Annotated in this window: 12 protein-coding genes; 5 read left to right on the plus strand and 7 right to left on the minus strand. The window is 50.7% G+C overall.

The window, feature by feature from the left end; translation table 11 throughout:
- Window positions 1-42 precede the first annotated feature (42 nt).
- The 3 genes from KQI32_RS01070 to KQI32_RS01080 form a co-directional block, all read right to left on the minus strand.
- The gene (locus KQI32_RS01070) at window positions 43-1,770 is read right to left on the minus strand and encodes a terminase large subunit domain-containing protein (protein ID WP_216423592.1); all 1,728 of its coding nucleotides are present in this window, start codon (window positions 1,768-1,770) and stop codon (window positions 43-45) included.
- An 81-nt stretch (window positions 1,771-1,851) separates the two neighbouring features.
- The gene (locus tag KQI32_RS01075; RefSeq protein WP_216423593.1) at window positions 1,852-2,760 is read right to left on the minus strand and encodes a hypothetical protein; all 909 of its coding nucleotides are present in this window, start codon (window positions 2,758-2,760) and stop codon (window positions 1,852-1,854) included.
- Between the two features lie 84 nt (window positions 2,761-2,844).
- Window positions 2,845-3,174 (minus strand): DUF1492 domain-containing protein, encoded by a 330-nt coding sequence (locus KQI32_RS01080; protein WP_216423594.1) that lies wholly within the window; start codon window positions 3,172-3,174, stop codon window positions 2,845-2,847.
- A 101-nt stretch (window positions 3,175-3,275) separates the two neighbouring features.
- Between KQI32_RS01080 and KQI32_RS01085 the strand changes: the two genes are divergently transcribed.
- Together KQI32_RS01085 and KQI32_RS01090 are read left to right on the plus strand one after the other, a co-directional pair.
- Window positions 3,276-3,416 carry a hypothetical protein gene (locus KQI32_RS01085; RefSeq protein ID WP_177691754.1) on the plus strand — a complete coding sequence of 47 codons (141 nt, stop codon included), beginning with the start codon at window positions 3,276-3,278 and terminating at the stop codon, window positions 3,414-3,416.
- The gene (locus tag KQI32_RS01090; RefSeq protein WP_177691753.1) at window positions 3,409-3,591 is read left to right on the plus strand and encodes a hypothetical protein; all 183 of its coding nucleotides are present in this window, start codon (window positions 3,409-3,411) and stop codon (window positions 3,589-3,591) included. The genes KQI32_RS01085 and KQI32_RS01090 overlap by 8 nt, the downstream gene beginning before the upstream one ends.
- 362 nt (window positions 3,592-3,953) lie before the next feature.
- Here KQI32_RS01090 and KQI32_RS01095 read toward each other — a convergent pair whose 3' ends face one another.
- Together KQI32_RS01095 and KQI32_RS01100 are read right to left on the minus strand one after the other, a co-directional pair.
- A complete protein-coding gene (locus tag KQI32_RS01095) occupies window positions 3,954-4,319 on the minus strand; it encodes a single-stranded DNA-binding protein (protein WP_177691752.1) in 366 nt (121 codons plus the stop codon).
- A 96-nt stretch (window positions 4,320-4,415) separates the two neighbouring features.
- Entirely contained in the window at window positions 4,416-5,360 is a 945-nt protein-coding gene (locus KQI32_RS01100; RefSeq protein ID WP_216423595.1) for a Lin1244/Lin1753 domain-containing protein, read from the minus strand.
- 529 nt (window positions 5,361-5,889) lie between these two features.
- Here KQI32_RS01100 and KQI32_RS01105 point away from each other — a divergent pair.
- Genes KQI32_RS01105 through KQI32_RS01115 form a run of 3 tightly spaced genes read left to right on the plus strand, consistent with a single transcriptional unit; the run spans window position 5,890 to window position 7,548 of the window.
- Entirely contained in the window at window positions 5,890-6,495 is a 606-nt protein-coding gene (locus tag KQI32_RS01105) for a LexA family transcriptional regulator (protein ID WP_177691750.1), read from the plus strand.
- Between the two features lie 29 nt (window positions 6,496-6,524).
- On the plus strand, window positions 6,525-7,160 hold the full coding sequence (locus KQI32_RS01110) for a GyrI-like domain-containing protein (protein ID WP_216423596.1): 636 nt from the start codon (window positions 6,525-6,527) through the stop codon (window positions 7,158-7,160).
- A 28-nt stretch (window positions 7,161-7,188) separates the two neighbouring features.
- Window positions 7,189-7,548, plus strand: a complete 360-nt coding sequence (locus tag KQI32_RS01115; protein ID WP_177691748.1) for an MmcQ/YjbR family DNA-binding protein — start codon at window positions 7,189-7,191, stop codon at window positions 7,546-7,548.
- Window positions 7,549-7,885: 337 nt separating this feature from the next.
- Here the strand turns inward: KQI32_RS01115 and KQI32_RS01120 are convergent, their stop codons facing one another.
- Window positions 7,886-8,449 carry a glycerol-3-phosphate responsive antiterminator gene (locus KQI32_RS01120; protein ID WP_216423597.1) on the minus strand — a complete coding sequence of 188 codons (564 nt, stop codon included), beginning with the start codon at window positions 8,447-8,449 and terminating at the stop codon, window positions 7,886-7,888.
- A complete protein-coding gene (locus tag KQI32_RS01125; protein WP_216423598.1) occupies window positions 8,446-10,692 on the minus strand; it encodes an EAL domain-containing protein in 2,247 nt (748 codons plus the stop codon). The genes KQI32_RS01120 and KQI32_RS01125 overlap by 4 nt, the downstream gene beginning before the upstream one ends.
- Between the last annotated feature and the right edge of the window lie 496 nt (window positions 10,693-11,188).

The following is an 11,188-nucleotide window of genomic DNA, read 5'->3' on the forward strand; positions in this document are numbered from 1 at the left end:
CATTTTCCGCCCCGCTTCCCTTCTCCTCACAAACGGCTTGCGTCAATACTCCAGAAAATCCCTTGTAACCTCCCCGTCCAAAACCGCTTCTATCCCCTCCTCCGCCGGGCGTTCCACGCTGAAATGATAGGTTGGCATAACCGTTTTCGGATGGCTCTGGGGCTTCGCCATGATGTAATACCGAAGCTCGTCCATGGCATGGTCATTCTCCTTCTGAGGCTCGTCTTTTCCGTTCTTCGCCCAGCGGTAGGTTTTGAATTCCCGAATCATGTTCACGCAGTCGGAGAAAATAAAAATCTTCGGCTTTTTGGTTCCGTCCAGTCCTTCCCGCGGATGGAGATACTCCTTCACCCGCTGAATCCCGGCGAATTTGGATTTGTTCACCCTCGGATCGCAGAGAATGCCGTGATCCAAAAACAGCTCCACCACCGACCGCTCACTGGCGGCGGTGCGCTGGGTAGCCGCGCTGTCAATCAGCGCTTCCAGATAACCGGTTTCCGACCGCTTCCATCCAAGCCGGTCTGCCGCGGCGAAAATCTCCTTGGCGTGCTGCTCCACATTCTGCTCGGAGGCGTAGTGCTCCCCTGCCACATAAACGTTTCCGTCGCCGTCGCAGGCATAAAAATGGCAGGACAGCGGATGGGTGTAGCCCGGGTCGATGCTGATTCGATCCTGCCATTCCTCCGGAATATCGAAGGGCTCAATCACATGAATGTTCTCGTCAAATTCCTTGTACACCAGCCCATTGACCGCCACGAACCGCCCGTATTTTCTGGCTTCCAGCTCCTCCTTGGACAGGGTGCTCTCCAGAGCCTTAATCTCCTCCTTGGAAAGGTAGGGGTTGTCATCCCAGTTCATGAACCAGCACTTCACGTCCGGATCGTTGCGCTCGTTCACATAGATCAAGTCATACACCCAGGTAAGCCCTTTCAGGGGCGTCATGGTTCCCCAGATATCGCCCCGGGTGTCCAGCACCCGCATCCGGCACTCCTCGTAAACCTCACGGGGCGGCTCCTCGTCAAACCATACATAGTGAAGCGAAGTCCCTTGAAATTTCTCCCGCCCCTGATCGCAGGACTTGAAGCCGATGATGCTCTCCCCTCCCCGCTCGTGCTGCACCACGATAAAGTCGATGGTGGCGTTTTCCGGATTGTCCGCCTTGCCCTTGCGGGTCACAATCTTTTTGATCCAGTCCGGGTTGAGCCATTTCAAAATTTCCCGCTGGGCAACGTCCCGCTGTACCTCGCCGGTCAGGGACACCACCCACCCCTTGGTGGGATGGGGAATGTCCTTGTAGGGATGGTTTCCCCGGGCGTACCACACCGCCTCCACCGCGCCGGACACCGTCTTTCCCGTCCGGTTTCCGCCGAACATCCATCGATTTCGGTGATTGTCCTTGTGGAATGCTACCTGCTTTTTGTGGATCCGGTCTCCCCGATTATAGAACAGTAAGCGGTTCTTCCGCACATATGCGTAAATCCCTTTCAGCCTGCTGTATGCTTTCTGTATTTCTTTTTTCTCCATCTTTTCACCTCCGTTTTGTAGGGGAGGGGTTCCAGCCCCGCCCGCCGCCGTAGGGGCGGATTCCATATCCGCCCGCAAAGCGCATTCCGCTTTATCCTTCACAGGGGAGAGAATCTGTTTCGGGACGATGTAGGCATCGTCCCCTACGCTGGATTTTCCATCCTTCCATGTAGGGGAGGGTCTCCGTGCCCTCCCGTTTTGTTCTCTGTTCTTTGCCCCCTGCCCTCCGTAGGGGTCGATGCCCACATCGACCCGCCCTCAACAGCGCTTTGCGCTATGCCCTTTTCTCTTAACAAAAAAGCCCTCCGTCAGACCGCCGGAAGGCTTTTATTTCATATTGCGGAACAATTCGGATGGAAGCTCCGCGATGCTTCTTTTCATTTCCTCCAGCGCCTCCTCGGGCTTGAGGTGATCCAAAGGATTCCCCGCCTCCGTTTCCTGCTCCAGCTTATCCCGCCATTTTTCCGGGCACCTGTTTTTCAGCCAGAACAGCGCCGAGTTGGTATCCGGCGGATAATACTGCTCCTCCTCGGCGATTTCCAGCCGTTCGCTCTCCCGCACCTTTTTGCCGTTCTCATACTCGATTTCTTTGAGCTTCACCGGTTTGCGTACCCGCTGGACATAACCGGTGGCCTTTTTGAAAAGCGCCTTTTCCACCTCACTGTCCACACTGTGCCTGCCCCTCTCCAATGCCTGTTCAAACGCCGGACGAGATTTCTTATAGCGGTAGAAGGTGCTCCGGCCAATCCCGAGCCTGGCGCTGATTGCGTCGTCACTAAGCCCTTCCCTCGCCAGAGACTCCAGTTCTTCCAGTCTTTTTTCGATCTGTCCGTATTTTCCGGGATTCGTCTGCACCCTCTCCACTCCTTTTGTGCCTTCTATCGGAAACCATGCGTTTGAGCGATACTTGCCCAGACGACGGCTCTGAAATGTTATTTTAACGCTGCCTCCCACCCCTGGCTTTCCGCGGTATCCTATCCCAAAAGGCGCCCTGCGCCCGTGCTTCCTGTACGCATTATACCGGGGAACCCCCATGACATGCCATGACATAAACGCAGAAGGTTTCCTGTAATCCATTTCTCTGCCCTTCGTAGGGGAGGGGTTCCATCCCCTCCCGCCGACGTAGGGGCGGATTCCATATCCGCCCGCCCTTGCCAGCGCATCGTACAGCGTGCACAGCGCATCCCGCTTTGCCCTTCGCAGGGGAGAGGATCTGTTTCGGGACGATGTGGGCATCGTCCCCTACGCTGCATTTTCCGGCATTCCCATTGTAGGGGCGGATATCATCCGCCCGCATTTCAGTCTTCTCTGCGCCTTGTTCTACGCCCCCAGCTCCCGAATCCTTTCCACCTCACGCACCGCCGCTCTATGCAGACGGTACACATGCCGTTCGCTCAGATACAGGGTTTCCGCCACCCTCTCAAAGGTCATTCCCTCCAGATAATGGCATTTTAAAATCATTCTGAGCTTGGCCTGGGAAACGTTCTCCACGGCGCCGCGGATTTCCACAGCCTGCTTCTTAAGCGCTTCCACTCTGCGCCGCAGGATGTCCTTCAGTGCGTCCGGCGCCTGTTTCAGCTCCCGTTCCGTCTGCTCTATCTCGCAAAGCAGCGCCGGATAACGGCTTAAAAACTGTTTTGTTTTCTCCATTTTCTTTGCTCCTTTGGTATAAAATTTTTCCAATCCGGCAACCCTGTAAACAGACAGCAAAACCTATTTTCCGTTTTTTCGGTCAGAAAGGAGGGTATCTTATGACCTTTATTGATCCGCGGTTAAAGCCTCAGTTCGACTCCCTTTCCAAGGAATTGCAGGAAGTGATTCTGAGCAAAGATGTCCAGATCCACAGCCTTCAGGATCTGATCCAATGCCTGGAAACCATCGTCAATGAATAGCGGACTTTTTGAACCGCTCCGCCCCCTGTTTCATATACTGAAAACAGGGGGTGGTTTTATGATGTCGCCCAATGAGCTGGCAGCCACGGCATCCGCAATAGCCTTTGCGCTCGGAAACGAGCTTACCATCGACGATGCGCTGACGCTCTCCGCTGTACTCAAGCAGATCGGTTAAGCATTAGAGAGTCGAACGCAATATGCCCTGCACTTGATAAATTCCCGCCTTTTCGAATTGTCGGTCTTGCAAGGCACCAGCCTTGCTTCCCCCTTACGCACCGAAAAAACGAAAATTTCTCTGCGTGCAGGGTCGCAGAGTTTTTACAGAGCAAATTTTTTTGACGCAGAATTGCGGAAAATTTGCCTGTAAAAACCATATTGGGTTCAACTCCCTAATGCTTTCACAATGGAAACGATTGTGGTCCAGCGGGAAAATATCGAAAAATGCCGAACAATTGATAGCTGATTCGTCTCTATGCGGTAGGATAGAGGCTCCCTTCCGCCGCGGGCAATTTTGCGCATACCATCCAAGCGCCTATTTTATCTGGCTTCCTCTATGGTTTCCCTTTTATCTGTGTGCTTCCTTCCGCAGAAATAGGCCTCCTGCGCCAAAATTTCAGTGACATGCCGCCTGGTGCCGTCCGCCTCTTCCCAGGCCCGGTTCTGCAGGGAGCCATACAGGGTGACCGCCTGTCCCTTTTCAAAGTATTTTTTGATAAACTCAGCCGTTCCGTAAAAGCAGACCACAGGGAAAAAATCCGCCTGATTCGTTTTATTCGCTTCATTCGATTTTCTCCGCTGCTCCACCGCCACCGAAAACCGGCAAACCGGCACGCCTGCCGCGGTTATTTTCAATTCTGGTTCCCTTGCCATTCTGCCTGTCAGGATCACTTTGTTCATCGTCATGTTTTCTTCCTCCTCAATCACTGTTTGTATTTGGATACATATTCGCCGTACGTCATGCCGGCCTGCCGCGCAAGCCTGCATACCTCCTGAATGGATTTATGCTTCCGCTTTGTCTTTTTTGGTTTTCTGCGCATCATCTGCTCGATGGCTGTCCCCTCCTTTCCCCTCTCTCATTGCCCGCTGGATGGCGTCATAGTCGAAAGCCTGCTCGCTGAAATTGTGAAACCCTGATTTTTTTTCGTTTTTTCCGTTCTTTTCGTTCTTGTTTTTTCCGCCGCCGCGCTCCTTCACCGCTTCTATCCCCCACCGTTTGATAGCCAAAGCGCAGTTTTGATACCGCTTTCCGGTCATCTCCATATACTCGTCCAGCAAGCCGGCCGCCTTATGCACCATTTCCTCCCCATACTGTCCGTTCAGCTTCTCCAGCTCTGCGCTGTCCAGCAGAACATGGCCGTATTTGCCGAAGGTTTTTTGGCGTGTGCGGGAGGCGCAAGCCTCTCTCTCTGCTTTCCTTTCCTTTTCTTTTCTTTCCTTTCCTTTCCTTTGTTCCAAAATCGATCGATTTTGGCTCGAAATCGATCGATCCTCCTGCTTTAAAAAGTTCTCCAAAACAGCGCTCCGCCCTGATATGGCGCGCATTTCCGCCTCGTCCAGAAGCCAGAGGGAAAAATCCATCTTCAAATTTTTTCGAGCGCAGGTGATCCGATAAAATACCTTCTGAATTCTGCAGGAGGTGAGCACGCCGGCACGAAACAGCGTCCAGTCAAAAAGTCCGTCCCGGGCAAGCCCTTCTATTATCCCGGTGATTTCCTCCTCCTCAGGCTCGTTTTTTCCCCGCAGATGGTTGAGAACCTCCCATACCACATCACTCCGTGTTTGTTCGTTGTAATTGAGATAGTATCCCTTGTCGCCGAAAATCATGGTCAAAAGCGACAGGTAAACCAAAACGGATACCGCGCCGTACTTGCTTCGCAGCTTTCGGAATTTCCGATCCTCAATCAGATCCAGGTAAAACGGAAAATAGTCGATTCCCTGTTTCACAGTCAAATCTTCTCACATCCTCTCTATATTGTGTCTTAAAAGATACCAAAAGGACGCAGAATTCCCGCATTTCAGTGCATAGAACAGCGTACAAAGCGCTCTGTTCTTTGTTCTCTGCCCTTTGCACTGTGTTCCTTCCCTACGTTTGGATTCGGGACAATATGGAATCGTCCCCCCGCGCTGCATTTTCCGGCATCTCCATTGTAGGGGAGGGGTTCCATCCCCTCCCGTCGTAGGGGCGGATAGCATCCGCCCGCCTTCCCTACCGGTTTCCGCGGCCTGTCACGCAAAACACTTTCAAGCGCAAAAGTTTCTTTTAAGATACTTCTGATTTTACCTCTTCTCTCATTATTTGTCAAGAACGAAAAGACACTTTTTCAAAATATATGCAAAATTTGGTTGCATTTAGGACACTTGTGTGTTATAATGCGTGTATCGAAACATCGAAATATCGAAGAGGAAAAATGGAAGCATTTTGGCATGGAACTCCGCTGGGTTCCGCTTTCTAAAATGAAAAAAGGAGCAGGCAATGGATCTGAAAACAAGACGGCAGGAATTAAATATGACTTTGGAGGAAGTGGGCAATATTGTAGGCGTGGGCAAAAGTACCGTCCGCAAATGGGAAACCGGAGACATCGCCAATATGAAGATCGACAAGGTGACGCTGCTGGCAAAAGCTTTAAAAACGACCCCCACCGCCATTCTCGGGACGGAGGAAAAAACGGAGGAGAATCCCTCCGCTCCGGTGCGGATTCCGGTCTTAGGCAGGGTGGCCGCCGGTATCCCTATCGAGGCGGTGGAGGATATTCTGGACTATGAAGAAATTTCCGCCGATATGGCCTCAAAAGGCGACTATTTTGCCCTGCAAATCCAGGGGAATAGCATGGAGCCCCGCATCTGCCAAAACGACGTGGTTATCGTGCGCTGCCAGCCCAGCGTGGAAAGCGGTGAAATCGCGGTGGTGCTGGTAAACGGGGAAAACGCCACCTGCAAAAAAATCATCAAACAGCCCAACGGAATCAGCCTGGTCTCTCTGAACCCGGCCTACCCGCCCATGTTCTATACCAACGAGGAAATCACTTCCCTTCCCGTGACCATACTGGGCAAGATGGTCGAACTGCGGGGAAAATTCTGAAATATCCCATTTTGACAAGGAGGATACCTATGCCCGCATTTGATTACAAAAAGAAGTACAGGGAATATTACCTGCCGGGAACCTCGCCTTCCCTGATAGAAATCCCGCCGATACAGTATGCCGCCGTGGAGGGACAAGGGGATCCCAACGAGAAAAACGGCAGTTATCAAGCAGCCCTGAATATTTTATACACCATATCTTATACCATCAAAATGAGCGATAAAGGCGGTCGATCCATCGAAGGATATTTCCCCTATGTGGTTCCGCCGCTGGAGGGACTTTGGCAGATGGCGGGCGGCTCTCCCGGGGTGGATTACTCCAACAAAGCCGGCTTTCAATGGATCTCTATGATCCGCCTGCCGGAATTTGTGACGCCGGAAATCTTCCGCTGGGCACAGCAGGAAGCGGCCCGGAAAAAGAAGCTGGACACCGCCGCCGCTTCTCTCCTCCTTCTTAAGGAGGGGCTTTGTGTCCAATGTATGCACATCGGCTCCTATGACGAGGAACCCGCCACGCTGGAAAAAATAGAGCGTTTTCTACAGCAAAACGGATACCAGACCGATCTGTCCTCCAGCCGCCGGCATCATGAGATTTATTTAAGCGATCCCCGCAGAACCGCGCCGGAAAAACGGAAAACGGTACTGCGCCTGCCTGTTAAGCGTTAGAGAATCCGTGCGGAAAGGAAGTTTTGCCATGCGTTACCTTTGGATGGATGAATACATGCTGAAAAAAATCGGAGTGTCCAAACATTTTAAGCCCAAATGGCAATGGAACTGCTATCAGGTGGGCGGCAAAATGTTTGCCGCTTTCTGTTCCGACAAAGAGGGAGAACCCGTTCTCACTCTGAAATGTGAGCCGGAACACGCAAGACGGTTGATGGAAGCATCCCCCCATATCATGCCGGGCTACTATATGAATAAACAGCACTGGATCTCGGTGCGGCTGGAAAGCCCTGTCACCGATCAACTTCTTAGGGAGCTGATGGACGAGTCTTACCGCCTTGTTTATGATAAGCTTCCCAAATATCGGAAAGCGGAAATGGAATCCCGGTGAATTACGCGGGTTTATTCCCTGTTTCGCCGCGGCCAAAAAGCGGAGACGCCTTCCACCGGAAAGCGCTCCGCTTTTTCACATGCTATTTCATTGTCTCCCATTGAAAAAAGAAGAGAGTCCCGCATTTGCAAGCAATGAGAACACCTTCTTTTTCGTCTGGCAAGAGTTTCAATAAGGGCTTGTCCCGTCATTCAACGAGGACAAGTGCAGGGCATATAAGGTTCGACTCTCTAATGCTTAAGCATAGAACGCAGTATCCGAACCCGCCGAAACCAACCAAAAACGGGTTCGTATGCTGTGCTCTATGCTTAAGAGGCGGGGGACATCTTGCCCGCAGTTATAAATCCCACAGCGCCTCTTTTCCCGTTGAGACGGCAAAAGCGCCCGCCGCGAGAATCTCCATGATCTCTTCCTTCGTGTCAATCAAGCCTCCGGCAATCACATGCATGTTCAAATCCCCCGCGATATTGTGAATCACTTTGGGCATGACAGCGGGCATGATCTCCACCATGTCCGGCCGCACACTGCGCGCGGTTTCAACCGAGGAGCGGTAGGAGATGGAGTCCACGATGAAAAACCGCTGCACCGTCAGGATTCCCGCTTCCTTCGCATACTTGATATGGTTGGTTCGGGTGCTGATGATGCCATCCGGCTTTATTTCCTTGGCAAGATACTCAATGGCCTTTTTGTCCCTGCCGAGCCCCTCTAAAAAATCGATGTGCAGAAAGGCAAGCTTCCCTTCGGACTGGACAGTCTCCACCAAATCGCGCATATGAAAGATGTCTCCGCACAGCAGAAATACCGCCTGCACGCTGGAACACACGGCGGCCTTCCACTTCTTCGGATCGCGCACCGCCGCGATGATGGGATTTTCCTCTATCCTGCTGATAACTCCGTTCATTCCGCACCTCTCAAAAGGGCTTCAAACTGCCGGATCGGCATCGGCTTTGCAAAGAGATAGCCCTGTGCCATATCACAGCCGACCTGCCGCAGAAAATCAGATTGCTGAGGGGTCTCCACCCCTTCGGCCACCACTTTGATTCCAATGCTTTTCGCCAGACGAATCACGCCGTTGACAATTTTTTTGCCCCTGTCATTGTTCATAATTTCCTTGAAGAATCCCCTGTCCAGCTTTAAAACATCCACAGGAATTTCCTTCAGCAGGTTCAGGGATGAATACCCGGAACCAAAGTCGTCCATGGACAGCACAAACCCATTCTCCTTCAGGCGGTTGAGCACGTCCACAATATACTCAACATTCTCAAACACAACCGTCTCCGTCAATTCCAGCTCAATCAGGTTTACCGGTACCTGGTACCGTTTGAGCAGATTCACGTAAATTCCCGTAAAATCCACATTTTCAAGAAGATGGCGCGACACGTTCACCGAGACAGGCACCACCGGAAGCCCCTCTTTGATCCATCCGCTGAGCAGCTTGCATACCTCTTCAAACACGAAAATATCCAAATCTGCTACAAAACCGTTTTTCTCAAACACCGGGATAAACTCGCCGGGATACAGAAGCCCCTTTTGGGGATGGTTCCATCTTGTCAGAGCCTCAGCGCCGGAAACCTTGCCTGTGTCCAGATCGATTTTCGGCTGAAGGTAAACCTCAAACTCCCGGTTTTTCAGTGCGGATTTCATGCTGTTTTCAATTTCCTTCTCCCGCACCATATCGTCATAAAGCGTGTCCCTGTAAAAATTGATTTCTGTGGAATGCCGTCCTTTTCCCAGCTTGTGAGCCAGGTTCGCCTTGTCCATCATATCTGAAATATCTTTGGGATCCTTTTGATCAATCAGCTTGTGTATCCCGTAGGAAATGGTCAGATCAAAGTTTCCGCTGATTTGATTTTTAAACTGCTCTATCTCGCCGGTGATCTGCTCCAGGCGGCGGATGAGATCCTCCCTGTCGCTGAAATGCATCAGCACGGTAAATTCGTCATTGTACAGCCTGGCAATGCGTTCATTCTCCTTAAGATGCTTGCAGAATACCCGGACAATGTGCTGAAGCAGCCTGTTTCCCGTCTCATATCCATAGACATTGTTGACAAACTTAAACTTCTCCACGTCAAAGCGTATCACCGCAAAGCGGTTATCCTCCGCTTTTTTTATAATATCCAAAGCGTCCTGCCTAAATTTATTCAAATTGCAGGCGCCTGTCAGAGAATCCGTGAAGGCCAGGTTAAAAAGTTCCCTTCTGGCCTTATTCTGCATAAATAAATTGTAGGCCAGAAGCAAAGCAAAGACAATGACTACCCCCAGACAAACCCACAGGGTATTCATCTGCACATAGGCTGTCCTCTCGCTGGCCACGCTGGCCGGCACAACCGAAATCAGATACCAGTCATTGATCTCCACCGGCACATAGCTCATATATTTTTTGATTCCATCCTTCTCATAAATCAGAATTCCGCTCTCGCCGTTTTTCATATTCTCCATCATTTTTTCCCGCCCGCCCTCGGACAGGTATTTGCACCGCTCATCCATTTTTCCATCCAGCAGCCCCAGACTTTTCACACTGTTTGGATGATCCGAGAGGGCGATGGTCTCCCCGGTACTTTTGACAATATAGGAATAGCCGTTCCCCTGAAAGGTTGAAACGGACAAAATACTTTTATATACTTCATTGCTGTGGGTGGCAAAGACAGCCCCAATAACCTCATTATTACGGTATAACGGGATGGAGTAGACATTGATGAGATTCCCGTCCGTCCGATCAATAATGGTATCCGATAAGCTGGATTTTCCGTTTAAAGCGGAGGAGAAATAGGGGCGGTCCGCCAGATTCATCTCCGCCTCATCTGTTGTCATAACGCTGCCGTCCAGTTCAATAATCCCCATCCGCTTAAAATCATGGTTTGCGGCAACCGCCCGCAGATTTTGCAGTACAAGTTCCTGAGCGGAATCCTTATGACTGATGATAAAAAAGGACAGATCCTGAAGCGTTGTGATATCCTCTTCAATCTGTTTTCGCAGGATATCCCTGCTCTGCTGGGCAATCTCCTGCAAATAGACGTAGGTTTCGCCGGCCAGGTTATCGGAAAGAAAATGAACGTATAAGCCCGACAAACCGCTCAGCAAAAGAACGGTTGCAATCAGAATAACAACCGTACTTATGGGAATTCTGCTCTTTTGTCTTGGCATATGCTTATTTCACCCCGTCTATGGTCTGCCGGTCATACAAGCATCCCTGCAGCCCGTATGCTTTTCAGCACCGTCCCGGCGGAACCAGATGTATCAAATCAGGAAGCTTTTGTTTTATGGTTGTCCAAGTGCACCGTTCCTTATTTCGGATGAGAATCTTGGATATATATCGTGTATATTATACCCAATTTAGAAAAAAACACAAGTTTTTTCAACAAAGTTTTGCATCTTTTGTTCATAAAAATCCCCCAGTCCATAAGATGAACAAGTCCAGTAAAAACGGACAATAGACAAAAGCCCCCTATTGTAGGATAATACTACAGTAGGGGGTTAATGTTATGTCGAGAAAATATCAACACACATTAGAACTATTGCCTCAAATTAAAGAAATGCTCAACCAAGGGATGACACATAAAGAAATAGAAAAGGTATTAGGACTAACAGGAGATCGACCTGTGCACAATCTGTTAAAAAGGGAGCGCAGAAAAGAAAAACG

Origin of the sequence: Acetivibrio sp. MSJd-27, assembly GCF_018918095.1 — a bacterium.
Lineage (GTDB): Bacteria > Bacillota > Clostridia > UMGS1840 > HGM11507 > HGM11507.

What these genes read in the sequence shown, in the direction of transcription:
- KQI32_RS01105 (WP_177691750.1), top strand. Translation starts at nt 5,890, where the DNA reads ATGGATCTGAAAACAAGACGGCAGGAATTAAATATGACTTTGGAGGAA.
- KQI32_RS01090 (WP_177691753.1), top strand. Translation starts at nt 3,409, where the DNA reads ATGAATAGCGGACTTTTTGAACCGCTCCGCCCCCTGTTTCATATACTG.
- KQI32_RS01085 (WP_177691754.1), top strand. Translation starts at nt 3,276, where the DNA reads ATGACCTTTATTGATCCGCGGTTAAAGCCTCAGTTCGACTCCCTTTCC.
- KQI32_RS01125 (WP_216423598.1), bottom strand. Translation starts at nt 10,692, where the DNA reads ATGCCAAGACAAAAGAGCAGAATTCCCATAAGTACGGTTGTTATTCTG.
- KQI32_RS01075 (WP_216423593.1), bottom strand. Translation starts at nt 2,760, where the DNA reads ATGCCCACATCGTCCCGAAACAGATCCTCTCCCCTGCGAAGGGCAAAG.
- KQI32_RS01095 (WP_177691752.1), bottom strand. Translation starts at nt 4,319, where the DNA reads ATGACGATGAACAAAGTGATCCTGACAGGCAGAATGGCAAGGGAACCA.
- KQI32_RS01115 (WP_177691748.1), top strand. Translation starts at nt 7,189, where the DNA reads ATGCGTTACCTTTGGATGGATGAATACATGCTGAAAAAAATCGGAGTG.
- KQI32_RS01110 (WP_216423596.1), top strand. Translation starts at nt 6,525, where the DNA reads ATGCCCGCATTTGATTACAAAAAGAAGTACAGGGAATATTACCTGCCG.
- KQI32_RS01080 (WP_216423594.1), bottom strand. Translation starts at nt 3,174, where the DNA reads ATGGAGAAAACAAAACAGTTTTTAAGCCGTTATCCGGCGCTGCTTTGC.
- KQI32_RS01120 (WP_216423597.1), bottom strand. Translation starts at nt 8,449, where the DNA reads ATGAACGGAGTTATCAGCAGGATAGAGGAAAATCCCATCATCGCGGCG.